General features: G+C 68.0%; 26 protein-coding genes. 17 read left to right on the plus strand and 9 right to left on the minus strand.

Going from position 1 to position 24,267, the window contains the following annotated elements:
* Positions 1-115 precede the first annotated feature (115 nt).
* Positions 116-1,504, minus strand: a complete 1,389-nt coding sequence (gene regB, locus DDE23_RS08410) for a sensor histidine kinase RegB (protein ID WP_107751522.1) — start codon at positions 1,502-1,504, stop codon at positions 116-118.
* Between the two features lie 95 nt (positions 1,505-1,599).
* Between regB and DDE23_RS08415 the strand changes: the two genes are divergently transcribed.
* The gene (locus DDE23_RS08415; RefSeq protein WP_107751523.1) at positions 1,600-2,244 is read left to right on the plus strand and encodes an SCO family protein; all 645 of its coding nucleotides are present in this window, start codon (positions 1,600-1,602) and stop codon (positions 2,242-2,244) included.
* 101 nt (positions 2,245-2,345) lie between these two features.
* A complete protein-coding gene (locus DDE23_RS08420; protein ID WP_107751524.1) occupies positions 2,346-2,903 on the plus strand; it encodes an ActR/PrrA/RegA family redox response regulator transcription factor in 558 nt (185 codons plus the stop codon).
* Here DDE23_RS08420 and smc read toward each other — a convergent pair whose 3' ends face one another.
* Positions 2,904-6,353: a chromosome segregation protein SMC gene (gene smc / locus DDE23_RS08425; RefSeq protein ID WP_107751525.1), complete on the minus strand. Its 3,450-nt coding sequence runs from the start codon at positions 6,351-6,353 to the stop codon at positions 2,904-2,906.
* 192 nt (positions 6,354-6,545) lie between these two features.
* On the opposite strand from smc, the gene DDE23_RS25825 reads away from it, so the two are divergent.
* The 3 genes from DDE23_RS25825 to DDE23_RS08445 all read left to right on the plus strand — a co-directional run bounded on the left by DDE23_RS25825 (position 6,546) and on the right by DDE23_RS08445 (position 9,362).
* A complete protein-coding gene (locus tag DDE23_RS25825) occupies positions 6,546-7,460 on the plus strand; it encodes a GNAT family N-acetyltransferase (protein ID WP_337589831.1) in 915 nt (304 codons plus the stop codon).
* A 90-nt stretch (positions 7,461-7,550) separates the two neighbouring features.
* Entirely contained in the window at positions 7,551-8,756 is a 1,206-nt protein-coding gene (locus DDE23_RS25025; RefSeq protein WP_157957988.1) for a TsoY family (seleno)protein, read from the plus strand.
* 165 nt (positions 8,757-8,921) lie between these two features.
* Positions 8,922-9,362, plus strand: coding sequence for a DsrE family protein (locus DDE23_RS08445; protein WP_107751526.1), 441 nt, complete (start codon positions 8,922-8,924; stop codon positions 9,360-9,362).
* A gap of 21 nt (positions 9,363-9,383) precedes the next feature.
* Here DDE23_RS08445 and DDE23_RS08450 read toward each other — a convergent pair whose 3' ends face one another.
* Together DDE23_RS08450 and DDE23_RS08455 are read right to left on the minus strand one after the other, a co-directional pair.
* Positions 9,384-9,884: a hypothetical protein gene (locus DDE23_RS08450; RefSeq protein ID WP_107751527.1), complete on the minus strand. Its 501-nt coding sequence runs from the start codon at positions 9,882-9,884 to the stop codon at positions 9,384-9,386.
* 94 nt (positions 9,885-9,978) lie between these two features.
* A complete protein-coding gene (locus tag DDE23_RS08455; protein ID WP_107751528.1) occupies positions 9,979-10,323 on the minus strand; it encodes an ArsR/SmtB family transcription factor in 345 nt (114 codons plus the stop codon).
* 216 nt (positions 10,324-10,539) lie between these two features.
* Between DDE23_RS08455 and DDE23_RS08460 the strand changes: the two genes are divergently transcribed.
* From DDE23_RS08460 to DDE23_RS08480, 5 genes are all read left to right on the plus strand, one after another.
* Positions 10,540-10,875 carry an AtpZ/AtpI family protein gene (locus DDE23_RS08460; protein WP_107751529.1) on the plus strand — a complete coding sequence of 112 codons (336 nt, stop codon included), beginning with the start codon at positions 10,540-10,542 and terminating at the stop codon, positions 10,873-10,875.
* A 3-nt stretch (positions 10,876-10,878) separates the two neighbouring features.
* On the plus strand, positions 10,879-11,649 hold the full coding sequence (locus DDE23_RS08465; RefSeq protein ID WP_272947872.1) for a F0F1 ATP synthase subunit A: 771 nt from the start codon (positions 10,879-10,881) through the stop codon (positions 11,647-11,649).
* A 52-nt stretch (positions 11,650-11,701) separates the two neighbouring features.
* On the plus strand, positions 11,702-11,938 hold the full coding sequence (locus DDE23_RS08470) for a F0F1 ATP synthase subunit C (protein WP_107751530.1): 237 nt from the start codon (positions 11,702-11,704) through the stop codon (positions 11,936-11,938).
* Between the two features lie 79 nt (positions 11,939-12,017).
* Positions 12,018-12,581 carry a F0F1 ATP synthase subunit B' gene (locus tag DDE23_RS08475; RefSeq protein ID WP_107751531.1) on the plus strand — a complete coding sequence of 188 codons (564 nt, stop codon included), beginning with the start codon at positions 12,018-12,020 and terminating at the stop codon, positions 12,579-12,581.
* Positions 12,578-13,135: a F0F1 ATP synthase subunit B gene (locus DDE23_RS08480; RefSeq protein WP_107751532.1), complete on the plus strand. Its 558-nt coding sequence runs from the start codon at positions 12,578-12,580 to the stop codon at positions 13,133-13,135. The genes DDE23_RS08475 and DDE23_RS08480 overlap by 4 nt, the downstream gene beginning before the upstream one ends.
* Before the next feature lie 56 nt (positions 13,136-13,191).
* Here the strand turns inward: DDE23_RS08480 and DDE23_RS08485 are convergent, their stop codons facing one another.
* Entirely contained in the window at positions 13,192-13,767 is a 576-nt protein-coding gene (locus tag DDE23_RS08485; protein ID WP_107751533.1) for a TetR/AcrR family transcriptional regulator, read from the minus strand.
* Between the two features lie 66 nt (positions 13,768-13,833).
* Between DDE23_RS08485 and DDE23_RS08490 the strand changes: the two genes are divergently transcribed.
* The gene (locus DDE23_RS08490; RefSeq protein WP_107751534.1) at positions 13,834-14,259 is read left to right on the plus strand and encodes a VOC family protein; all 426 of its coding nucleotides are present in this window, start codon (positions 13,834-13,836) and stop codon (positions 14,257-14,259) included.
* A gap of 3 nt (positions 14,260-14,262) precedes the next feature.
* Here the strand turns inward: DDE23_RS08490 and DDE23_RS08495 are convergent, their stop codons facing one another.
* Entirely contained in the window at positions 14,263-15,288 is a 1,026-nt protein-coding gene (locus DDE23_RS08495) for an NAD(P)/FAD-dependent oxidoreductase (protein WP_107751535.1), read from the minus strand.
* A 55-nt stretch (positions 15,289-15,343) separates the two neighbouring features.
* On the opposite strand from DDE23_RS08495, the gene mnmC2 reads away from it, so the two are divergent.
* Both mnmC2 and DDE23_RS08505 read left to right on the plus strand, forming a co-directional pair.
* Positions 15,344-16,000, plus strand: coding sequence for a tRNA (5-methylaminomethyl-2-thiouridine)(34)-methyltransferase MnmC2 (gene mnmC2 / locus DDE23_RS08500; RefSeq protein WP_107751536.1), 657 nt, complete (start codon positions 15,344-15,346; stop codon positions 15,998-16,000).
* Positions 15,997-16,875 (plus strand): DMT family transporter, encoded by an 879-nt coding sequence (locus DDE23_RS08505; RefSeq protein WP_107751537.1) that lies wholly within the window; start codon positions 15,997-15,999, stop codon positions 16,873-16,875. Before mnmC2 ends, DDE23_RS08505 begins: the two co-directional genes overlap by 4 nt.
* A 1-nt stretch (position 16,876) precedes the next feature.
* Here DDE23_RS08505 and DDE23_RS08510 read toward each other — a convergent pair whose 3' ends face one another.
* On the minus strand, positions 16,877-17,188 hold the full coding sequence (locus tag DDE23_RS08510) for a hypothetical protein (RefSeq protein WP_107751538.1): 312 nt from the start codon (positions 17,186-17,188) through the stop codon (positions 16,877-16,879).
* Positions 17,189-17,389: 201 nt separating this feature from the next.
* On the opposite strand from DDE23_RS08510, the gene DDE23_RS08515 reads away from it, so the two are divergent.
* Complete coding sequence (locus DDE23_RS08515) at positions 17,390-18,973, plus strand: GMC family oxidoreductase (protein WP_107751539.1); 1,584 nt, start codon at positions 17,390-17,392, stop codon at positions 18,971-18,973.
* A gap of 184 nt (positions 18,974-19,157) precedes the next feature.
* Here DDE23_RS08515 and ubiG read toward each other — a convergent pair whose 3' ends face one another.
* On the minus strand, positions 19,158-19,892 hold the full coding sequence (gene ubiG, locus DDE23_RS08520) for a bifunctional 2-polyprenyl-6-hydroxyphenol methylase/3-demethylubiquinol 3-O-methyltransferase UbiG (protein ID WP_107751540.1): 735 nt from the start codon (positions 19,890-19,892) through the stop codon (positions 19,158-19,160).
* A 72-nt stretch (positions 19,893-19,964) separates the two neighbouring features.
* Between ubiG and pip the strand changes: the two genes are divergently transcribed.
* On the plus strand, positions 19,965-20,948 hold the full coding sequence (gene pip, locus DDE23_RS08525; protein WP_107751633.1) for a prolyl aminopeptidase: 984 nt from the start codon (positions 19,965-19,967) through the stop codon (positions 20,946-20,948).
* Positions 20,949-20,959: 11 nt separating this feature from the next.
* On the opposite strand, the gene DDE23_RS08530 is transcribed toward pip, so the two are convergent.
* The gene (locus DDE23_RS08530) at positions 20,960-21,841 is read right to left on the minus strand and encodes an esterase-like activity of phytase family protein (RefSeq protein ID WP_107751541.1); all 882 of its coding nucleotides are present in this window, start codon (positions 21,839-21,841) and stop codon (positions 20,960-20,962) included.
* Positions 21,842-22,021: 180 nt separating this feature from the next.
* Between DDE23_RS08530 and rimP the strand changes: the two genes are divergently transcribed.
* Positions 22,022-22,648, plus strand: coding sequence for a ribosome maturation factor RimP (rimP, locus tag DDE23_RS08535; protein ID WP_107751542.1), 627 nt, complete (start codon positions 22,022-22,024; stop codon positions 22,646-22,648).
* A gap of 3 nt (positions 22,649-22,651) precedes the next feature.
* Positions 22,652-24,262, plus strand: coding sequence for a transcription termination factor NusA (gene nusA / locus DDE23_RS08540; RefSeq protein ID WP_107751543.1), 1,611 nt, complete (start codon positions 22,652-22,654; stop codon positions 24,260-24,262).
* The last annotated feature ends 5 nt before the right edge of the window (positions 24,263-24,267 follow it).

The following is a 24,267-nucleotide window of genomic DNA, read 5'->3' on the forward strand; positions in this document are numbered from 1 at the left end:
GAGAGCTGACCGAGTCGGGGCCGGGTCAGGATCGGCGCTATTGGTTAAAGCTGTGTTAAGAAGTGATAATAGCCATAGAAATGGCGATCTTGGCAGAAAAACTTCAGACGGGGTATCAGGTCATTGACTTGTCGATGGGCGTGTTCTCGCCCAGCGCGCGGCGCGGGTCGGCCTCGATCGCGCGCCGGGGCCAGCGGACTTCGGCCAGGGCGCCGCAGCGGCGGTCGGGGGCCTGGCGGGGGCGCGTGCGCTCGGTGCAATTGCCGAAACGCACGCTGGCGCCGGTGCGTTCCAGCAGCGTCTTGGCAATGAACAGGCCCAGCCCCATCCCCTCGTATTCCGGGCGGGATTCGTCGCGCGGTTCGTCCCAGCGGCGGTTCTTCAGATAGGGCTCGCCAAGCCGTGCCAGCAGATGCGGCGGATAGCCCGGGCCGTCGTCGATGACCCTGAGCACCACCTCGGTGGCGGTCCAATGCGCCTCGACCCAGACCTCGGAGGCGGCGAAATCGACGGCGTTCTGGATCAGGTTGCGCAGGCCGTGGACGATTTCGGGGCGGCGGAAGATCTCGGGCATGCGGCCATCGGCGGCGCCGGTATCGAAGCCGATCACCTTGCCGCGGTCGGTGTGGGGCGCGGCGGCCTCGTGCAGCACGGCCTCGAGCGGCGCGTGGCGCAGATGCAGGTCGTCCTTGCCCGCCTGCCCCATCGAGCGCAGGATCGCCCGGCATCGGTCGGCCTGTTCGCGAATGAGGCGCGCGTCCTCGGCCAGATCGGGGTCGTCCAGCGCGTCGATCAGCTCGGAGGACACGAGCTTGATCGTGGCAAGGGGCGTGCCCAGCTCATGCGCCGCCGCCGCCACCACGCCGCCCAGATCGGTCAGCTTCTGTTCCCGGGCCAAGGCCAGCGAGGTGGCCAGCAGCGCCTCGGTCAGGGCGTGTTTCTGCGCCGCGACCGAGCGGGAATAAAGCCCGATGAAGGCGATACCGATGACCAGCGCGATCCAGAAGCCGAAGCGGAAGAGATCGGGCATCAACACGGGATCGCCCGCCTCGGTGCGCAAAGGCTCGAAGGCGAAGGCCAGGAGCGAGGCCAGCAGCACCGCCGCCCCGCCAAGGATCAGGACCGAGCGCAGGGTCAGCGCGGTTGCGGCGATGGTCACCGGCGCGATCAGCAGCAGCCCGAAGGGGTTGTTCAGCCCGCCGGTCAGGAACAGCAGCAGCGCCAGCTGGGTCGTATCGAACAGAAGCGTGAGCAGCGCCTCGGTTTCCGACAGGCGCTTGGTGCGGGGAAAGACATAGGCCGACAGCAGGTTCGACGCGGCCGAAACGGCGACGACCGACAGGCACAGAGCCAGCGGGAAATCGAGGCTGAACAGGAAATGCGTGACCAGAAGCGCCACGACCTGACCCGAGGCCGCCAGCCAGCGCACCCGCGTCAGCGTCTCCAGCCGGACCCAATGGCCCTGCACGTCGCGGTTCATGAGGCCCTGGGCGGTGCTGTCCATCGGCGTCCTGTTGTCGCGGTCACGGGTTTGCGCCTTGTTACGCCCCGCGGGTTGAGGCATCAAGCGGTGCAAACCCGCAAGCGACGGAGAGACGCATGACCAAGGCCTATGCAATCGGAGCGGCAACGCTGGTCGCGGTGATGCTGGCGGGGCTGGCGCTGTTCGCCTATCAGCCGCCGTTCCTGCGCACGATGCTGGGGATGAGCGACGATCCCTTCGACCCCTGCCGCTCGGGCGCGGTGATGGGGGGCCTCGACCAGATCGGCGGCCCCTTCACCCTGGTCAATGCCCAGGGCCAGACGGTCACCGATCAGGACGTGATGACGATGCCGTCCATCGTGTATTTCGGCTATACCTTCTGTCCCGATGTCTGCCCGCTGGACAGCGCCCGCAACGCGCTGGCGACCGAATTGCTGGAGGCCGAGGGTCAGATCGTGCAACCGGTCTTCATCTCGATCGACCCCGAGCGGGACACGCCCGAGGTGGTCGGCGAATTCGCCTCGATCTTCCATCCGCGGATGATCGGGCTGACCGGCAGCGACGAGCAGGTCCGGGCGGCGTCGCGCGCCTATCGCACCTATTTCTCGCGGCAGGAGGGCGACGATCAGTATTACCTCGTCGATCATTCGACCTTCAGCTATCTGGTGATCCCCGGTCACGGCACGGTCGAGATCTTCCGCCACGACACACCGGCCGAAGAGGTCGCGGAAATCGCGCAATGCTATCTGTCGCGGGTCTGACAGCGGCGGACTGACGCAGGCATATCAGCAATCCCGCATCCATGTTTGATTTTCGCGCTCGGGGCGACTAGATCGGACCAAGACACCCCGAGGAGCCCCGCATGACCGACGACAGCCCGCTCGATCTCGGCCCCGACCCGTCGCTGTTGCTGGTCGATGACGACGAAGTCTTCCTCAAGCGGCTGGCCCGCGCCATGGAGCGGCGCGGTTTCGCCGTCGAAACCGCCGCCTCGGTCGCCGCTGGCAAGGCGCTGGCCATGGCCCGGCCCCCAGCCTATGCGGTGATCGACCTGCGGCTGGACGACGGCAACGGCCTCGATGTGGTCGAGGCTCTGCGCCTGAAGCGGCCCGACGCGCGGATTGTCGTACTGACCGGCTATGGCGCGATTGCCACCGCCGTGGCCGCGGTCAAGATCGGCGCGACCGACTACCTGTCCAAGCCCGCCGACGCCGATGAGGTGGTGAACGCCCTTCTGCAACGCGAGGGCGCCGTGCTGCCCGAGCCGCCGGAAAACCCGATGTCCGCCGACCGGGTGCGCTGGGAGCATATCCAGCGGGTCTATGAGCAATGCGACCGCAACGTGAGCGAGACGGCGCGCCGCCTCAGCATGCACCGCCGGACGCTGCAACGGATCCTCGCCAAGCGCAGCCCGCGCTGATCACGCCACCAGCGATTCCGCCGCTTTCAGATCGACGCTGACCAGCTGGCTGACGCCCTGCTCGGCCATGGTCACGCCGAACAGCCGGTCCATCCGCGCCATGGTCAGCGCGTTATGGGTGATGATGAGGAACCGTGTCTCGGTCCGCCGGGTCATCTCGTCCAGCAGATCTGCGAAGCGCATGACGTTCGCGTCGTCGAGCGGCGCGTCCACCTCGTCCAGCACGCAGATCGGCGCCGGATTGGCCAGAAACACGCCGAAGATCAGCGCCAGCGCGGTCAGGGTCTGTTCCCCGCCCGACAGCAGGCTGAGCGAGCTGAGTTTCTTGCCCGGCGGCTGGCAGAGGATCTCCAGCCCCGCCTCCAGCGGGTCGTCGGATTCGACCAGCACCAGACGCGCCTCGCCCCCGTTGAAAAGGTGCGTGAAGAGCGTCATGAAATTCGCGTTCACCTGATCGAAGGCGGCCAGCAGACGCTCGCGCCCCTCGCGGTTCAGGGCGGCGATGCCGCCGCGCAGCTTGGCCACCGCGGCCTCCAGATCGGCCTTTTCGCGGACCAGCGTGCCGTGTTCCTCCTCGACCTGCCGGGCGTCTTCCTCGGCCCGCAGGTTGACCGCGCCCAGCGCGTCGCGGGCCCGGCGCAACCGGGCGATTTCCGTCTCTAACGTTGCCGAATCCGGCATCTCCTCGGCCCCGACGCCCAGCTGGTTGAGCAGGCCCTGCGGCGTCGCGTCCAGCTCGTCGGCGATGCGGTTGGCGGCCAGCGCCACGGCCTCGCCCGCGGCATCGACCCGCGCCTCGGCCCGAGCGCGGGCCTCGCGCGCCTCGCCGGCGCTGCGCTCGGCGGCGCGTTCGGCCTCGCCCGCCGCACGGAGCGCGCTTTCGGCAGAGAGCAGCGCCTCGACCGCGGCGGTGCGGCGGGTCTCGGCCTCGGCAATCGCCTCGGCCAGTTCGGCGCGGCGGGCCAGAATTTCCTCGGGTGCGGCATTGGCTTCCGAGAGTTCCTCCTGTGCGTCATCGGCGCGGCGTTCCAGCTCGGCGATGCGGTCGGCGGCGTTGGTCTTGCGCGCCGTCCAGCTTTGAATGTCGCGCGCCACCTCTTGCGAGCGGGTGCGGCGGGCAGCGCCCTCGCGGCGGATTTCCTCCTGCGCGGCGCGGCGCGACATCATCGCCATGCGCGCGGCCTCGACCTGGGTGCGGATGGTTTCCAGCCGGGCACGGGCGCTGTCCAGATCGTCGATCCCGGCCAGCGCCTCCTCGGCTTCGGCCAGCCGCGAGTCCGCCGCTTCGGCCTCGGCCTGCATCCGTTCCAGCGCCAGTTCCGCCGTCTCGCGCTTCGAGCGCGCGAGGCTCGCATCCGCCTCGGCCTTCGACGCGGCGCGGGAGGCTTCGGTCAGCCGCATCTCGGCCTGACGGCGGGCGTCGCGGGCCATGCGGTCGGCCTCGGTCAGCTGGGTTAGGCGCGACTGGCGGGCCTGATGCGCCTCACGCGCGGCCTCCTGCCGTTCCTCGGCCTCGTCGAGATCGGCGCGCAGCTGGTCCAGCCGGTTGCGCTGCGTCAGGCGGATGGCGGCGGCCGAGGGCGCATCCTCGCCCCGCTGCATCAACCCGTCCCAACGCCAGAGGTCGCCGCCCTTCGTCACCAGCCGCTGCCCGGGTTTCAGGCTGGCGTGCAGGGCCTCGGCCTGCCCCGGCTCCACCAGCCCGATCTGCGACAGGCGGCGGGTCAATTCGGCAGGCGCAGAGACGCTTTTTGCCAGCGGCGCAACCCCGGCAGGGAGCGCGGCGGGTGCCTCATACGGCATGAGCGCGCGCCAGCCCGAGCCGGTCGCCGCCGCCGCGATCCTGAGATCATCGCCCAAGGCCGCGCCCAGCGCGTGTTCCAGACCCGGCGCCACGCGGACCTGATCCAGGAGCCCCCCGGCAAGATCCTTGTCGCGCGCCAGCAGCCGTTCCAGCGCCGTCAGTTCCGCCGACAATGCCGTCGCCTCGCCCTCGGCCCCGGCGCGGGCGGCGCGCGCCTCGACCTCGGCGGCCTGTGCATCGGCGCGGGCGGCTTCGGTTTCGATCAGCGTTTCCTCGGCCGATTCCAGCAGGTCCTGTGCCGCGTCCCGGGCCTCGGCCGCTTGTTCCTGACCCTGCTCGGCAGCCTCCAGCGCGGCCCCGGCCTGCGCGGCATCATCGGCGGCGCGCTGGGCCCCGGCGGCGGCTTTCGCCCCTTCGGCCCGGGCATCGGCCGCCTGACGGTTCAGCGACTGGTGACGGGCGGCGAGGCGGGCCATGTCCTCGGTCGCCTCGGTCAGATGCGATTCGATGTCGGCCAGCACGTCCGAGGCCTCGCGCGCCGCTTCCACGGCCTCGGCCAGCTTCTCCTCGTGCCCCTCGGCGGCGCGGGCGAGCTGCTCCTCCTCCCATTGCAGGCGCTCGATGCTCTCATCCGCATCCGCCGCCAGCCCCGATTCGCGCTGCGCGTCGCGGCGGAGCTGCTCGATGCGGGCCATGAGGGTCTGCACCGCTTCCCGCGCCCGGGCCTCGGCATCGGTCAGCGTGTCGCGCTGCACCTGTAGGCGTTGCAGGATGGCGCCGGCGATGGCTTCCTCCTCGCGCAGCGGCGGCAGGGCGTCCTCGCGGCTCTCGCGGGTGGTCTTGGCCTCGCGCGCGGCGCGTTCGGCAGCGGCGGCGGCGGTGATCGCCTGGGTCAGCGACGCCTGCACCTCGGCCCGTGCCTGACTGGCCTCGCGCCAGCGACGATAGAGGATCATCCCCTCGTTCTTGCGCAGCTCGACCGCGATCTCGCGGTAGCGGGCCGCCTGCCGCGCCTGCCGGGCCAGAACCGAGAGCTGTTGCGCAAGGGCCTCCACGGTATCGCCGACCCGGGCGAGGTTGGTCTCAGTCGCGTTGAGCCGCAACTCGGCCTCGTGCCGCCGCTGATACAGGCCCGAGATGCCGGCGGCCTCTTCGAGAACCCGCCGGCGCGCCTTGGGCTTGGCGTTGATGAGTTCCGAAATCTGCCCCTGCCGAACCAGCGCCGGGGAATGCGCGCCCGTCGAGGCATCGGCGAAGAGCATCTGCACGTCGCGGGCGCGGACCTCCTTGCCGTTGACGCGGTAGGCCGAGCCCGCGTCGCGGGTGATGCGGCGCGTGACCTCGAGGAAATCGGCGTCGTTGAAGCCCGCGGGCGCCACCCGGTCGCCGTTGTCGACGGTCAGCGCCACCTCGGCAAAGGCCCGGGCGCCGCGCGACTTGGTGCCGGCGAAGACCACGTCCTCCATGCCCGAGCCGCGCATGGCGGTCGGGCGATTCTCGCCCATGACCCAGCGCAGCGCCTCCAGCAGGTTGGACTTGCCGCAGCCGTTCGGCCCGACCACGCCGGTCAGCCCCTCGCGGATCACCAGTTCGGTGGGATCGACGAAGCTCTTGAAACCGTTGAGGCGCAGGCGGGTGAAGTGCAAGGGCGGGTCCCGGGGCTGGTGTCTGGTAGGATGGGCAATATTGCCCATCCTACGGGGCGCAGTTTCCGGTGAGGGCGCGACCCTGTCAAGAAACCCGCCGGATATGGCGGGCGCCACGGGGGTTATCCACAAGATATTGGGGCATTGCGGCCACACCGGCGGCGTCCTAGCCTGCCGGCAAAGAGGTCCGCCATGGCTGTTTCCGTCCGCCCCGATTCCCCCCGCGACCCCGGCGCGACCGCCTTGTTGCAGGCGTCCCATGCCTATCTGCAAAGCCTCTATGACCCCGAAGACAACCATTTCCTGTCCATTGACGCCCTTTGCGCACCGGACATCCTGTTCTTCACGGCGCGGCAGGACGGCCGGGTCATCGGCACCGCGGCGCTGGCCTTGCGGGCGGGGTATGGCGAGGTGAAGTCGATGTTCGTGGACCCCGCCGCCCGGGGTCAGGGCGCTGCGGGGGTGCTGCTGGCGCGGCTGATCGGCGAGGGGGCGTTGCGCGGCCTGCCGGTGCTGAAGCTGGAGACGGGCCCCCTCAACACCGAGGCACTGGCGCTTTACGCGCGGCATGGCTTCAGCGTCTGCGGGCCCTTCGCCGACTATGCGGATGTCCCGGCGTCGGTGTTCATGGAGCGACCGCTCGATCCCGTGACCCTCCGGCGCATGGCGCCGGACGAGGAGATGGCGCCGGTCCATACGCTGCTGACCGACGCTTTCGGTTATATGGAGGGGGTGATCGACCCGCCGTCCTCGCTTACCCGGATGACGCCGGCGGATCTGGCCAGCGACGCGGCGCAGAATGAGCTTTGGGTGCTGGAACCGGGGCCTGCCGCCTGCATGATCCTGACGGTCAAGGGCGACACGCTCTATCTGGGCAAGCTGGCGGTGGATGGTCGGCTTAGGGGCGCGGGGCTTGCGCGGCGGATGATCGGGCACGCGGTGGCGCGGGCCCGGGCGCTGGGGTTGGCGCATGTCACCTTGCAGACCCGGGTCGAGTTGACCGGCAATCAGGCGACTTTCCAGCGGCTGGGCTTTCGCGAGGTCGAACGGACGGCGCACCCGGGCTATGACCGCCCGACCTCGATCACCTATCGGCGCGCGGTCTGAACCCGTTGCACCTGCGACAATCGGGCGCTTCACATTCCAAATTTGGAATGCTATCAAGTATTCCATAACTGGAATATGTGAGGTCCCGCCATGTCTCCCACCCGTCCCTCGGACACCTATACGCCAATGTATTTCCTGGCCTCGCTCGGTGCCGGGGGCCTGTCGGTCAGCTTCTTCATGTGGCTGATGTTCTGGCTGCCGCATCCCGGCCGCACGGTGCCGATCTTCGAGGATATCGCCGCCGCCTTCCAGAGCGGGACACCTCTGAAACAGGCGATGATTGCTGCGGCGATGGCCGGAATCGCGCTGTTCGTCGTGCTGAATCTGAAATCGCTGCTGTGGAACCTCAGCCACTTCGTCGCCTGGAAACGGACCGAGGCCTATGAGAAATTCACCAAGACCAACGCGCAAAGCCAGTTGATGGCCCTGCCGCTGGCGCTGGCCATGTCGGTGAACGGGTTGTTCATCGCCGGGCTGGTCTTTGTGCCCGGCCTGTGGACCGTGGTCGAATATTTGTTCCCGGTGGCGCTGTCGGCCTTCGTGCTGATCGCCGTGCTGGCCTTCCGCAGCTACGGCGCCTTCATCGCCCGCATCAAGGTCGAGGGCGGGTTCAACCACGCCGCCAACAACAGCTTCGGCCAGATCCTGCCCGCCTTTGCCTTTGCCATGATCGGGGTCGGCATGGCCGCCCCCGCGGCGATGAGCACCAATGCGGCCGTGGTCGGCCTGTCGATCGTCGCCTCGACCTTCCTGCTGGTGACTTCGGTCCTGATCGCCGGGATCGCACTGGTGCTCGGCATCCGCTCGATGCTGGACCATGGCACCAATGCCGAGACCGCGCCGACGCTGATGATCCTGATCCCGCTGATGACCATCCTCGGCATCCTGATGATGCGGCAGAATCACGGGCTGGGCACCCAGTTCGAGGCGCATACCTCGGACGCCGAGACCTTCCTCTTCCTGGCCAAGGTCGTCTCGGTGCAGCTGGTCTTCGCGCTCTTCGGCTGGCTGATCCTGTCGCGCCACCAATACGGCAAGCGCTTCATCTGGGGGCGCGAGACCTCGGTCATGAGCTATGCGCTGGTCTGCCCCGGCGTCGGCTTCACCGTGCTGTGGCAGTTCTTTGTCCACAAGGGGCTGGTCGCGGTGCATCTGGTCGACAAGTTCTCGGCCGTCTACTGGGCGCTGATCGCGGTGGCGCTGCTGGTGCAGGCGGCGATGGTGGCGCTGGTCTTCACCCTGAACCGGCGCCATTTCGGCAGCCCGCGCGCCGTCGCGGCGGTGCCCGCCGAATAACCGGGGCTTCGGACAAGGACAGGGGCGGCACCGCGCGGGCCGCCCCCTCTGCATTCGTATATGCGCATTCTTTCATTGTGCGGGCCGGGCAGACATGCCTATCCTGACCCCGGGTTTCGGCCCCGCGCGTTTGGGAGGATGCGCGTCACGAACCGGAGGATTTCCATGCTGAAGACTGCTTTGCGCGCGACCGGCCTCGCCGTCGCGCTGTCGCTCGCGCCGCTGGCCGCGCTGGCCGAGACGCACCGCGTCGCCTTTCACGTCGACGAGAATGACCCGCAGGTCATGAACATGACGCTGAACAACGTGAACAACCTGATCGCCTATTACGCCGAGCAGGGCGACGAGGTGGAGGTGCAGGTCGTGACCTATGGCCCCGGCCTGCACATGCTGCGCGAAGATACCTCGCCGGTGGCGCCGCGCATCGCCCAGATGGCGCTGGAGCATGAGAACGTCACCTTCCAGGCCTGCAACAACACCCTGCAGGGCATGCAGCGGCAGGCCGGGCACGACATCGCGCTGTTGTCCGAGGCCAATATCGTCCCCTCGGGCGTGGTGCAGCTGGTCACGCTGCAGGAGCAGGGCTGGTCCTATATCCGGCCCTGACCCGCAGGCGCCGGGGTCGCCTTACATCGCCGGATGGCAGGCGGCCTCGGACAGGGTGAGCAGCGTGTCCGAGGTCCGCACCACCCGCCCGTCACCCAGCGCCCCTTGAACCGCCGGGCGGAACGTCTCGGGCATGAAGCCCAGCGGCATCAGCAGGGTCGGCACCTGGCTGACCTCCAGCTGGCAATCGTTGTAGCGCATCACCTCGACCAGCAGGGCGTCGGCGCTTGGCGCCTGGTCCAGCGTACAGAAATCGGCGTCGAGCGTGACCCCGCCCATGACCGAGGCATCGCCGGTGGCAAAGCCCCGGGCCACGGCATCGGCCAGGACCTCCTGATATTCCTCGGGCGTGGTGCCCATGTCGCTCATGAAAAGGCCGGTCTGCGCCTCGTTCAGGGTGCAGCCATAGGCGCGCAGCATGCCGATCACGGCATGGGCCTTGGCGGGGTCGACCTCTGCCCGGGCGGTGAGGGGGGCAAAGGGCAGCAGGGCCGCAGCAGCGGCCAGAAGATAACGGGTCATGCTAATGCCTCATGCAAATACGGGTGGGAAACACCACCACGATCAGGGAAACACCGCCGCGCCCACCCGTCAACGCAAACCCGCGCGGGCGGGCCTATTCGTCCTTTGGCAGGGGGGCGAGTTCGGTTTCCAGAAACCGCTCGAAGGCGTCCAGGTTCAGGGGTTCGAACTGCCCGAAGGCCTGCATGAAGACCGAGGCCGCGCGCATCGCGTCGGGCTCCAGCTTGCACCATTTCACCCGGCCGCGTTTCTCCTGGCTGATGAGCCCGGCCTCGGCCAGAAGCGCCAGATGCTTGGAGACGGCAGCGAGCGAGATGGCGAAGGGCTCGGCCACATCGGTGACGGCCATGTCGTCTTCCAGCAGCATGCCCAGGATCGCCCGGCGCGTCGGATCGGCCAGCGCCATGAAGATCACGTCAAGAGGATCGGGGGATGCCATGGCCAAGGGCCTATCCAGCCCCCGCGCCCCGGTCAAGATATTCAACCGATCCGTTGAATGTGCAGATGCGGCATCGTTAGCGCCCGAAACCCCACGACCCCGTGAAGCACCGGAAAATTTCCGCTCTTTATCAAAGACTTGCAGGGCAGTATTCGCGCTTGACTCTGTGCCCCCCCGCTTCTAGGTTCCGCCCGTCACTCCCCAGGGGGGTTCCCGATGTCCGACCCGAACGATCTGGAGCGCCTGAAAGCGCTCGACGAACGGCTGCGGAGCCTGAAGAAGGCACAGGAACCGACCGTCAACGGGGTGGCGCAGGGTCATGAGATGGCGCATTTCGCCTGGCGCATGGTCACCGAGTTGGTTGCCGGTCTGCTGATCGGTTTCGGCATCGGGTACGGGCTGGATACGGTGTTCGACACCATGCCGCTGTTCCTGGTGCTGTTCATATTGCTGGGCCTCGTGGCCGGTATCCGCGTGATGATGCGGACCGCCCAGGACGCGCAGCGCAAGAGCACGCAGGCGGCAATGCCCGCCAAGAACGAAGGGGACTGAGACGTGGCCGCAGAAGAGCATGGCGAAGGCCTGGCCTTCCACCCGATGGACCAATTCATCGTGCGCCCGCTGTTCGGCGAGGGCGACGTGGGGGTCTTCACGATCACCAACGCCACGCTGTGGATGGCGCTGAGCGTCCTGGCCATCGCGCTTCTGTTCATCGTCGGCACCCGCGGCCGGGCCATCGTGCCGACCCGGGTGCAGTCGATCGCCGAACTGGCCTATGGGTTCATCCACAAGATGGTCGAGGATGTGGCGGGCAAGGAAGCGCTGGCCTTCTTCCCCTATATCTTCACCGTGTTCCTGTTCATCGTCTTCTCGAACTTCCTGGGCCTCCTGCCCATGGCCTTCACGCCCACCTCGCATATCGCGGTCACCGCGGTGCTGGCGATCGGCGTGTTCCTGACGGTGACCATCGTCGGTTTCGCCAAGAACGGCGCGGGCTTCCTGGGCCTGTTCTGGGTGTCCTCGGCGCCGCTGGCGCTGCGCCCGATCCTGGCGCTGATCGAGATCATCTCGTATTTCGTGCGCCCGGTCAGCCACTCGATCCGTCTTGCCGGCAACATGATGGCCGGTCACGCCGTGATCAAAGTGTTCGCCGCCTTCGCGCCGCTGATCCTGCTCTCGACCATCGGGATCGCCGTGACGCCGCTGTCGATCATCGCTATCACCGCGATGTACGGGCTCGAAATTCTCGTGGCCTTCATCCAGGCCTACGTCTTCACCATCCTGACCTGCGTCTACCTCAAGGATGCGCTGCATCCGCACCACTGACGCGGGCTCTCGACACCTCACTCAACCTATTCCAGCCTCAAGGAGAAAGATCATGGAAGGTTCCATCGTTCAAATGGGTGCGTACATCGGCGCTGGCCTGGCCTGCATGGGCATGGGCGGGGCTGCGGTCGGCGTGGGCAACGTCGCCGGCAACTTCCTGTCGGGCGCGCTGCGCAACCCGTCGGCGGCCGCTGGCCAGACCGCGACGCTGTTCATCGGCATCGCCTTCGCCGAAGCGCTGGGGATCTTCTCGTTCCTCGTCGCGCTGCTGCTGATGTTCGCCGTCTGATCCTGACCATTCCGTGATCCTTGCGGCCGGGTGGGTCTGACGACCTGCCCGGCGGATACGGTCAATCAGGAGGACGCCCATGTCTGCAGAAACCGCAGCCGAGCACGGCGCCGCCGCTGCGCATGGCGCCGAAGCGGCCTCGTCGGGTGGCATGCCGCAACTCGATTTCGCGACCTTCCCCAACCAGATCTTCTGGCTGGTGGTGGCGCTGGTCGTGCTCTACTTCATTCTCTCGCGCGTGGCGCTGCCGCGGATCGGATCGGTTCTGGCCGAACGGACCGGCACCATCACCAACGATATCGCCGCCGCCGAGACCTACAAGCAACAGGCCGCCGAGGCCGAGGCCGCCTATCACAAGGCGCTGGACGACGCACGCGCCGCTGCCGCCAAGGTGGTCGAGGAATCGCGCGCCGAGATCCAGAAGGAACTCGACGTGGCCATCGCCAAGGCCGATGCCGAGATTGCCGCGCGCACCGCGGAATCCGAGGCCCGGATCGGCGAGATCCGTGACAGCGCGGCCGAGGCCGTGAGCACGGTCGCCAAGGACACGACCAAGGAAATCCTGGGCGTGTTCGGGGTCAAGGCCGATGCGCGGTCGGTGACCTCGTCGGTGAACGCCCGCCTGAAAGGGGGTGCCGCATGACCCGGCTTCTCGCCGTGATGCTTGCCGTTGCCGCTTCGCCGGCGATGGCGGCCTCGGGTCCGTTCTTCTCGCTGCGCAACACCGACTTCGTGGTGCTGCTGGCCTTCCTGCTGTTCATCGCGGTGCTCCTTTACTTCAAGGTGCCCGGGCTGATCGGCGGTCTTCTGGACAAGCGCGCGGCCACCATCCGCGCCGAGCTGGAAGAAGCCCGCAAGCTGCGGGAGGAAGCGCAGGAGCTGCGCGCCTCGTTCGAGCGCAAGAAAGCCGAGGTCAAGGACCAGGCCGACCGCATCGTAGCCAAGGCGAAAGCCGACGCGGAGGTGGCGGCGGCTCAGGCCAAGGCCGATCTGGAAACCTCGATTGCCCGCCGTCTGCGCGCGGCCGAGGATCAGATCGCTGCGGCCGAAGCGGCGGCGGTTCGCGAAGTCCGCAACCGCGCGATCGCCGTGTCGGTCGCGGCGGCGAGCGATCTGATCGCCAAGAACCTGACGGCCGAAGACGCCAACAAGATGATCGAGGATTCGATCGCGACGGTGGAACAGCGCCTGCATTGAGCGCGCCTCACCGCACCGGAAGGGCCCCGCTTCGGCGGGGCCTTTTCGTTTCCGTTTCAGGCCAGCCGGGCGAGGAGGCTGTCGATCATCGCCGCATGCGGCCCGGCATCGCCCCCCTCCGCACCGGCCAGCGCCGCCCGGTCGAACATCGCCGACACCAGATCCGCCAGCGCCTCCAGCTCCGTGCCCGTCGCCGTGACGCCGGGCAGCGCCGCCAGCCCCTCACGCAGCGTGGCGCCGCCGGTCGCGGCGTCGATCCGGCGCATCTCGTCGGGGCCCAGCACGGCCGGACCGTCGATCAGCATCAGCCGCACCCGGCCCGGCGCCTGCATTGCCGCGAAATAGGCCCGAGCGCCCTGTCTGAGCGCGGTCAGCGGGTCGCTGGCATCGAGGCTTGCCGCGTCGATACCGGCGGCGATGGCCTGCGCCTCGGCCTCGATCAGCGCCTGGAACAGCGCGCGTTTGTCGGCGAAATGGTGGTAGAGCGCGCCGCGCGTCACCCCGGCCCGGGCGACGATCTCGGGCGTGCCGGTCTCGGCATAGCCGGTTTCGGTGAACAGCGCCCGGGCGGCCCCCAGCAGGGCGGCGCGGGTTTCCTGTCGGCGGTCGGCGTTGCTACGTCTCTCTTGCATACATGCAGCCTGTATGTTACTCACTTCCATACAGACTGAATGTTTTTGACTCCCGGAGCAAGCCCCATGCAGATCGCCCAATTCTATCCCGTGCTGATGGTCGAGGATGTCCCGGCCACCGCCGCCTTCTACCAACACCATTTCGGCTTTGAGGCGGCGTTCGAAAGCGACTGGTATGTCCATCTGACGATGCCGGGCGCGGTGCCGGTGAACCTGGCGATCCTCGATGGCAGGCATGACACGATCCCCGCCATGGCCCGGGGCAAGGTCACGGGCATGCTGCTGAATTTCGAGGTGGCGGATGTGGACGCCGTGCATGAGACGCTCAGCGCGGCGGGCCTGCCGATCCTGCTGCCCCTGCGCGACGAGGATTTCGGCCAGCGGCATTTCATCACCGCCGACCCAAACGGCGTGCTCATCGACGTGATCACCCCGATTGCGCCCAGCGCCGACTATGCCGCGCAGTACACAGCCGAGGCGCTGCCCGGATAAGACCTAGCGGCGGCCGAGATTGTCTCTGACGCGAAACCCCTCAGGCACCGCGTCCCGACCCTCCAGCAGCAGATCGGCCGCCAGTTCCGCGAGCTTCGGCGCCATGCCGAAGCCGATCTTGAACCCGCCGTTCAGCACGAAATGCCCGGGCCTGTCGGGCCAAGCCCCCAGCATCGGCGCGCGGGACGGGGCGCGGGGGCGGACGCCCGCCCAGCGTTCGATCACCGGCGCCCCGGCCAGGTCGGGGCACAGCGCCCGCACCCGCTCGATCAGGCTCTCCAACTGCTCGTCGGTGCTGTCGGGGCTGGCGTAATCGCGTTCGCTGGTCGATCCCACGGCAACGGTGCCGTCAGCATGGGGCACGATATGCAGCGAGTCAGCGAAAAGCTGCGGCGCGGTGCGGAAATCGGCCCGGAACAGGGCCGCCTGCCCCTTCACCCCCGCCCCGATCCCCAGATCGGCCAGCCCCTGCACCCCGGTCGCCCAGAGCACCTGACCCGAGGGCTCGCCGCCGATCTCGACCGTCACGCCCCTGGTCGCCAGCGCTGCCACCAGCGCCTCGGCCGCGCCGCGGGGCCGCATCCGGGCGGTCAGCGTGTCATGGACCACCAATCCGGTCGGGCTGGACAGACGCATTCCCGGCACCTGATCCCCCGGCACCACGCGCCACTCGGCCTGCCCCTGCCAGAGGTCGCGCGCCTTCTCGCCCCGTTCGCGCGCGCGGGTCACGGCGGCCTCGTCCGCCAGCGGCTGCACCCGGCCCAGCCGCGCGTAGCCCGGGTCGCGGCCGCCAGCCTGCGCCACTTCTGCCCAGAACCCCTCGGCCATCAACAGGCTGTCGAGCTGAAACGCCTTCTTGGTGTTCCAGTTCTCGGGCACATGCGGGGCCAGCGCGCCGACGATCCCGCCCGAGGATCCGGCACCCACGCGCGCGGCCTCGATCACCCGCACCCGGGCGCCCCGCCGGGCCAGCGCCCAGGCGGCGCTGAGGCCGAAGATCCCCGCCCCCATGACGGTGAATTGTGCCATTGCCTTTCCCCTGCCCGCGCGTCATGCAGGGCCTGACGCAGCCCTTCACACGCGAATGAACCAGCCCGACCTCACCTGGACCGAGAGCGACACGCCGGTCGCAACGGCGTTCGACGATCCCTACTTCACCGGAGGGCTGGAGGAAACGCGCCATGTGTTCCTGGCGGGCAACGATCTGCCCGCGCGGCTGCGGGACGGGTTCCATGTGGCCGAACTGGGTTTCGGCACCGGGCTGAACCTGCTGGCGCTGGCGCAGATCTGGGACGGCCCCGGCGTTCTGCGTTTCACGTCGTTCGAGGCCTTTCCGATGGCCGCCGCCGACATGGAGCGCGCGCTGAAACCCTTCGCCCTGCCCCAGACCGGGGCGCTGGTCGCGCAATGGGCGGCAGCGGAAGGCCCGGTGCGGCGCCTCACCCTCGACGGGATCGCGGCGCAGGTCATCATCGGCGATGCGCGCCAGACGCTGCCCGACTGGGACGGCGCGGCCGATGCCTGGTTCCTCGACGGTTTCGCCCCGGCGCGGAACCCCGAACTGTGGAACGATGACCTGCTGGCCGAGGTCGGGCGCCACACCGCCCCCTTGGGCAGCTGCGCCACCTATACCGCCGCGGGCCATGTCCGCCGGGCGCTGGAGGCCGCTGGTTTCACCGTCACCCGCCAGCCCGGCTTTGGCCGCAAGAAACACATGACGCACGGCAGGAAATCCGCATGAGCGCCCGTCAGAACACCACCCTCGGCGTCTGGCTGATGATCGCCGTGACCTTCGTCTTCGCCATGCAGGACGGGATCTCGCGCCATCTGGCCGGGGAATACAACGTCTTCATGGTGGTGATGATCCGCTACTGGTTCTTCGCCAGTTTCGTCATCGTGCTGGCCAGCCGCATGGCCGGGGGGCTGAAGAACGCCGCCCGCTCGGGCGCGACCAAGATGCAGATCTTCCGCGGCGCCCTGCTGTCGCTGGAGATCTTCGTCGCCATCATGAGCTTCGTCCTGCTGGGTCTGGTCGAGGCGCATGCGGTCTTCGCCACCTATCCGCTGCTGATCGCGGCGCTATCGGGCCCGGTGCTGGGCGAGAAAGTCGGCTGGCGGCGCTGGGTCGCCATCGGCATCGGCTTTGTCGGCGTGCTGGTGATCCTGGAACCCGGCTTCGGCGTCTTCCGGCCCGAGGCGCTGATGTCGGTCCTCGCCGCCTTCATGTTCGCGCTTTACGGGCTGCTGACCCGCTATGTCGCGCGCTACGATTCCGCCGCCGTCAGCTTCTTCTGGACCGGCGTCACCGGCGCCGTGGTCACAACGGCGGTCGGCGTCTGGTTCTGGGAACCGATGAGCGCGGGCGACTGGGGGTGGATGGGGCTGTTGTGCATCACCTCGGCCTCCAGCCATTTCCTGCTCATCAAGGCCTATGAGGTGGCCGAGGCGAACGCGATCCAGCCCTTCGCCTATCTGCAGCTGGTCTTCGCCAGCGTCATCGGCATCACCATCTTCGGTGAGACCCTGCGCCCCAATGTGGCGGTGGGCGCGGCGATCGTGGTCTGCGCCGGGCTCTTCACCCTGTGGCGCGCCCGGATCGCCGCGCAGCGCGGCTAGGTCAGCCGGTCGCGCACATCTGTTCGGCCAGCGAGCCGAAGTTGCGATAGCGCGCCCAGAATTCGTTGTCGGCGCGCGTCGGCGACATGCGGACCGATTGCGCCTCGTCGGGATTGGTGAAGAAGCGCGCGGCGCGGCGCTGCTCCGACCGGGTCAGCGTATGGTCCGCCGCCGCGTCGATGCAACGGCAAAGCTGGCGCGAGGCGCCGGGCCGGTCCGAGCTGTTGCAGGCGGCCTCGATCGGGCCGGCAAGGGCCGCCACCGGGACCATGGTCGCCAGCGCCAGCACGGAAGCTGTCAGGAGTTGTTTCATTCTTGCCTCTGTCCGGGTCAACGCGGCCTTTCCGGCCGTCTTAACAAAGCGTTATAAGCATACGTTATTCTTAGCAAAATCCCCGCGATTCGGCAATATCTACCCCTAGTATCGGCAACAATCCCCGCCGCTAGATCGGCACCGCGCCGCTTGCCCGCGAATCGGCCGGGGCCTATCGTGGCCCCGGACAGGGAGGCGGCCATGGACGTCTGGGATTACATCATCGTCGGCGCGGGCAGCGCGGGCTCGCTGCTGGCCAACCGCCTCAGCCGCCAGCACAAGGTCCTGTTGCTCGAGGCCGGGGGCTCGGACAATTACATCTGGGTGCATGTCCCGGTCGGCTATCTCTATTGCATCGACAACCCCCGCGCCGACTGGCGCCTGCGCACCGCGCCCGAACCGGGGCTGAACGGCCGCTCGCTGCTCTATCCCCGCGGCAAGATGCTGGGCGGCTGTTCGTCGATCAACGGCATGCTCTATCTGCGCGGTCAGGCGGCGGATTACGACCAATGGCGGCAGATGGGCAATACCGGCTGGGGCTGGGACGACGTGCTGCCGCTGTTCAAGGCGCATGAGGATTACGCGGCCGGTGAGGCTGGCGATATGCACGGCACCGGCGGCGAATGGCGGGTGGAAAACCAGCGCCTGCGCTGGCAGGTGCTGGACGATTGGGCGAAGGCCGCGCAGGAGGTGGGCATCCCCGCGACCGCCGATTTCAACACCGGCGACAACGAGGGCGTGGCCTATTTCAAGGTGAACCAGCGGGCGGGCTGGCGCTGGAACGCGGCCAAGGCCTTCCTGCGCCCGGCGCGGCGCTCCGGCAATCTGGCGATCCACACCCAGGCGCAGGCGACCGGCCTCGTGTTCGACGGCACCCGCTGCACCGGCATCCGCTACCTGCGCGATGGCCACCCGGCCGAGGCCCGCGCCCGGGCCGAGGTGATCCTCTGCGCCGGTTCGGTGGGCTCCACCCAGCTCCTGCAGCTGGCTGGCATCGGCCCCGCCCCGCGGCTGCGCGCGCTCGGCATCGCGCCGCTCCACGATTGCGACGCGGGCGAGAATCTGCAGGACCATCTGCAATTGCGCCTCGCCTACAAGATCACCGGCGGCAAGTCGCTGAACACGATGGCGAATTCCCTCATCGGCCGGGCCCTGATCGGCGCCGAATACGCGCTCAGGCGCAGCGGGCCGATGTCCATGGCCCCCTCGCAGCTCGGCGCCTTCGCCCGCTCCAGCGCCACGGTGGAGCGCGCCGATCTCGAATACCACGTCCAGCCGCTCAGCCTCGAAGCCTTCGGCCAGAAGCCGCATCCCTTCCCGGCGATCACCGCCTCGGTCTGCCACCTGCGCCCCGACAGCCGCGGCCATATCCGCCTCGCCAGCCCCGACCCGCGGACCCCGCCGGTGATCCAGCCCAATTACCTCAGCGCCGAAAGCGACCGCCTGACCGCCGCCAACGCCATCCGCCTGACCCGAAGGATCATGGCCGCGCCCGCGCTGGCGCAGTACCGCCCCGAGGAATTCAAACCCGGCCCCGGGGCCCAGACCGAGGCGGATCTGATCCGCGCCGCGGGCGAGATCGGCACCACGATCTTCCACCCGGTCGGCACCTGCCGCATGGGCACCGACCCCCGCGCCGTGACCGGGCCGGACCTGCGGGTCAACGGCGTCCAGGGCCTGCGCGTCGCCGATGCCTCGATCATGCCGACCATCCCCTCGGGCAACACCAATTCGCCGACGCTGATGATCGCCGAAAAGGCCGCCGCCCTGATCCTCGGCGCCTGATCGCTTCTTTGTTCTGCAAATATCCTCGGGGGTTCCCCAAGGGGGTGGAAAACCCCCTTGGGCGGGGGGTGAGCGGCGTCTCGGAAACGCGCCAGTGGCGCGGCCGGGAGTCGAGGGGGCAGCGCCCCCCGCTTCCGTCGCCCGAGGCGCCCGCGTCAGCGGGCAACGAGGGCGAAACCCCTCGCTACCTGCGCACCGAGGCCGTCACGTAATTCACCGACAGATCCCGGTCCGACAGCGACCAGCGCCAGAGGATCGGGTTGAACACCATCCCCTTGCGGTCGACCGGATCCAGCGCGGCGCTGCGGATCAGCGCGTACAGCTCGTCCGGCGTGATGAATTTCGCCCAGTCATGCGTCCCCTTCGGCAACCAGCGCATCACCACCTCGGCGCCGACAATCGCCATGGCATAGCTCTTGGGATTGCGGTTCAGGGTCGAGCAGATCATCAGCCCGCCGGGTTTCAGCAGGTCATGGCAGGCGATCAGGAAAGCCTGGGGATCGGCGACATGCTCGATCACCTCCATGTTCAGCACCACGTCGAACCGCTCGCCCGCCGCCGCCAGATCCTCGGCCGTGGTATGGCGATAGTCGATTTCCAGCCCTGATTGCTGGGCATGGATCTGCGCCACCGGGATGTTGCGCGGTGCGGCGTCCGCGCCGATCACCGTGGCCCCCAGCCGCGCCATCGGCTCGCTGAGCAGCCCCCCGCCGCAGCCGATATCCAGCAGCCTGAGCCCCTCGAAAGGTTTCGGCCCGGTCAGATCCCGGTCGAATTCGGCGGCGATCTGGCTGGTGATATAGTCCAGACGGCAGGGGTTCAGCATGTGCAAGGGCTTGAACTTGCCATGCGGATCCCACCAATCCGCGGCCATGGCCTCGAATTTGGCGACTTCGGCGGGGTCGATACTGGTGCTCATCCTGCGCTCCGGCTTGCCTTTTCCGCCCGCATCCCGTGGAATGCGGCGATTGGGCGGTATATAGACCGGATGATGGACAAGTCCCACGAGCAAAAGAGCGCAGCCGCCTTCCTCTATCCCCCGATCGAACCCTACGAGCGGCGGATGCTGGATGTGGGCGACGGGCACAGCCTCTATGTCGAGGAATGCGGCAATCCGGCGGGCGTGCCGGTGGTGGTGCTGCATGGCGGACCGGGCGGCGGCTCCAGCCCGATGATGCGGCGCTTCTTCGATCCCCTGCATTACCGGATCGTCCTCTTCGACCAGCGCGGCTGCGGCCGTTCGCGCCCCCATGCCAGTGTCGAGGCCAACACCACCCAGCACCTGATCCGCGACATCGAGGCGATCCGCCAGACCCTCGGCATCGGCCGCTGGATCGTCTTCGGCGGCAGCTGGGGCGCGACGCTGGCGCTGGCCTATGCCCAGGCCCATCCCGCCCATGCCGCCTGGCTGGTGCTGCGGGGCGTGTTCCTGGGCACGCAGGCAGAACTCGACTGGTTCTACGGCGGCGGCGCCGGGCGTTTTTACCCCGAGCTCTGGGCCCGCTTCGCCGAGGCGATCCCGCCCGAGGAGCAGGGCGATCTGATCGGCGCCTATCGGCGGCGGCTCTTCTCCGGGGTCTTCGCCCAGGAATCGCGCTTTGCCCGGCTCTGGTCCGATTGGGAGAACGCGCTGGCCACGGTCGAGACCCGGGTCTTCCACGACACCCCGGTCGATTACGCCCGCGCCTTCGCCCGGCTGGAGAATCACTATTTCTCAAACGATTGCTTCTTCGACCGGGACGGCCAGTTGCTGGAGGATCTGTGGAAGATGGCCGGCGTCCGGGGCACCATCGTGCAGGGACAGCTGGACATGATCTGCCCGCCGGTCATGGCCTGGACGCTGCACCGCGCGTGGACCGGCAGCACGCTGCGGATGGTGCCGATGGCCGGCCACGCCCTCTCGGAACCCGGCATCACCGCCGAGCTGGTCGGCGTGATGGACAGCCTGCGCAACATCGGGCTGCTGAGGGCCTGATCGGGGCCGGATCAGGCCTCGGGCAGCCGGAACTCGGCGATTTCGGTGTTCTGCAGGCGGAGCTGGTTGTCGTCCGAGATTGTCGTGGCCCAAAGCTGCCCGGCACGGTCGCGGGTGACCGAGATCCCCTCGTGATTGTCGAGCTGTCCCAGCGAGGTCTCGACCAGCGTCTCGGGCCGGTCCCAGGCGCCGGGGCGCAGGCGGCTGATGCGGGTGGCGAAGAAGGCGAGGCGGAATTTGCGTTCCAGCAGGTAGAGGTTGCCGTCCGGCCCGAAATCCATGCCGACCGGCCGGAACCCGCCACGCGAGGGGATCATGCCCGCGACCTCCCAGCCGTCGCGCAGCCGGTAGAGCGGATGACCGCCGTCGAGCGTGGCCTCGGGCAGGACATGCACGACGCCCCGGGCATCGAGCGCCAGCGACTCGAGGCTGGCGTTCCTCGGCAGGCGGCGCCAGTCGGGCGACACCGGCAGGGCCACCGCGGGCCCGCCGAGCTCGGGATAGGCGTAGACGCGGGGCTGGGGGCCCTCGAACGAGACATAGAGCGTGCCGTCCGGGCCGACATCAAGCCCCTCGGCATCGGCGCGATGGACGGGCATCTCGTTGCCCTCGGGGTCGCGCAGGGTGAAATGGTCGATCTTCTCGACCGCCTGCAACCGCCCCGCCGCGTCGCGGATCAGCCGGACGCGCAGCGCGAATCCACGGTCGCTGACCACCAGCGCGCGGTCGCGGCCGGGGGTCAGCCGGATGCCCGAGAAGCCGCCGAAGAACGGCCCGCCCCCTTCCCAGCGGAAAAGCGAGTCGGCACGGGCGGCGATGGCACCGGCAGGGCGGCCAAGGGGCAGCGCGCTGGCGGCAGCGAGGGTGAGGAAAAGGCGACGGGTCAACGGCATGGCGGCACCCTACAGACGAAATATGACAAACGGAATCCCGCCTCACGACATTGCGCTTGAAACGAGCGGCGCTTGGGCGTATATCGCCCTCAACAGCGGCGCTGCAGGGTCCAAACCTGCAGCCCACCGAAAAGTATCGCGGGCCGCTTCGGCCCGTTTTTTCATTTCTGGAGGTCGCGCATGACCGACCAAGACCTGCACTCCGATCCGACCCCCGGCCAGCCCGAAGATCTGGTGGCCCGCACCGCCATCGACCGGCGCCTGGCCGAGATCGTCCAGCCCGCGGTCGAGGCCGCCGGCTTCGAGCTGGTGCGCATCCGGCTGATGTCGGGCAAGACCCGCACCCTGCAGATCATGGCCGACCGGCCCGAGGGCGGGATCGAGATCGACGAGCTGGGCGAGATCACCACGCTGGTCGGCGCCGTTCTGGACGTCGAGGACCCGCTGGAGGACGCCTATGTGCTGGAGGTCTCCAGCCCCGGCATCGACCGGCCGCTGACCCGGCTCAAGGATTTCGACACCTGGTCGGGGCACGAGGCGCGGCTGGAGACCAGCGAATTGATCGACGGCCGCCGCCGCTTCAAGGGCATCCTGCAAGGGACCGAGGAGGGCGAAGTGCTGGTCGAGATCGAGGAAAAGGGCGAGCCGCTGATTATCGGCCTGCGCTTCGAGTGGCTCTCGGACGCCAAGCTGGTGCTCACCGACGAGCTGATCGCCCAGACGCTGCGCGCCCGCAAGGACGCCGGCGCCATCACCGAATCCGACTTCGATTCCATCGAATCCGAAAACGCTTCCGAGGAGGAGTGACGAATGGCCATCACCAGCGCCAACCAGCTTGAACTCTTGCAGACGGCCGAAGCCGTCGCGCGGGAGAAACTGATCGACCCCGAGCTGGTCGTTCAGGCGATGGAAGACAGCCTCGCCCGGGCCGCGAAGTCGCGCTATGGCGCCGATATGGACATCCGCGTCCACATCGACCGCAAGACCGGCCGCGCCCAGTTCACCCGAATCCGCACCGTGGTGGCCGACGAGGAATTCGAAAACCACCACGCCCAGATGACCGTGGCGCAGGCCAAGCAATTCATGGCCGACCCGCAGATCGGCGACGAGCTGAAGGATGACGTGCCGCCGGTCGAACTGGGCCGCATCGCCGCGCAATCCGCCAAGCAGGTCATCCTGCAGAAGGTCCGCGAAGCCGAGCGGGATCGCCAGTTCGACGAGTTCAAGGACCGCGTCGGCACGATCATCAACGGTCAGGTCAAGCGCGAGGAATACGGCAACATCATCGTCGATATCGGCCGGGGCGAAGGCATCCTGCGCCGCAACGAGAAGATCGGCCGCGAATCCTATCGCCCGAACGACCGCATCCGCTGCTTCATCAAGGATGTCCGCCGCGAGGCCCGGGGCCCGCAGGTCTTCCTGTCGCGGACCGCGCCCGATTTCATGGCTGCCCTCTTCAAGATGGAAGTGCCGGAGATCTATGACGGCATCATCGAGATCAAGGCCGTGGCCCGCGACCCGGGTTCGCGGGCGAAGATCGCGGTCATTTCCTATGACAACTCGATCGACCCGGTCGGCGCCTGCGTCGGTATGCGCGGCTCGCGCGTGCAGGCCGTGGTGAACGAGCTGCAGGGCGAGAAGATCGACATCATCCCGTGGAACGAGGATCAGGCGACCTTCCTCGTCAACGCGCTGCAACCGGCCGAAGTGTCGAAAGTGGTGATCGACGAGGATGCGGCCCGCATCGAGGTCGTGGTGCCGGATGAGCAGCTCTCGCTCGCCATCGGCCGCCGCGGTCAGAACGTGCGTCTGGCCAGCCAGCTGACCGGCCTCGACATCGACATCATGACCGAGTCGGACGAATCGGCCCGTCGTCAGGCGGAATTCGCCGAGCGGACCAACCTGTTCATGGAAGCGCTCGACATCGACGAGATGATGGCGCAGCTCTTGGTCGCCGAAGGCTTCACCAATCTGGAAGAAGTGGCCTACGTCGAAATCGACGAGCTTCTGTCGATCGACGGCTTCGACGAAGGCACCGCGACCGAGCTGCAAGCCCGGGCCCGCGACCGGATCGAGGCGGCCAATCAGGCGGCGCTGGACAATGCCCGCGCGCTGGGTGTCGAGGACAGCCTCATTGACTTTGAGGGTCTGACGCCCCAGATGATCGAGGCACTGGCGAAAGACGGCATCAAGACGCTGGAAGATTTCGCCACCTGTGCGGACTGGGAACTGGCCGGTGGCTGGACGTCGGTCAATGGTCAGCGTGTCAAGGACGACGGCATCCTCGAGCCCTTCGAGATGAGCCTCGAAGAGGCGCAGACCATGATCATGACCGCGCGCGTCCTGCTGGGCTGGGTCGATCCCGCCGAGCTGGAGGCCGAGGCCGAGGAAGAGCCCGCCGACGACGAAGACGACGCGTAAGGAGT

Source organism: Pararhodobacter aggregans, from assembly GCF_003075525.1.
Taxonomy (GTDB): Bacteria; Pseudomonadota; Alphaproteobacteria; order Rhodobacterales; family Rhodobacteraceae; genus Pararhodobacter; species Pararhodobacter aggregans.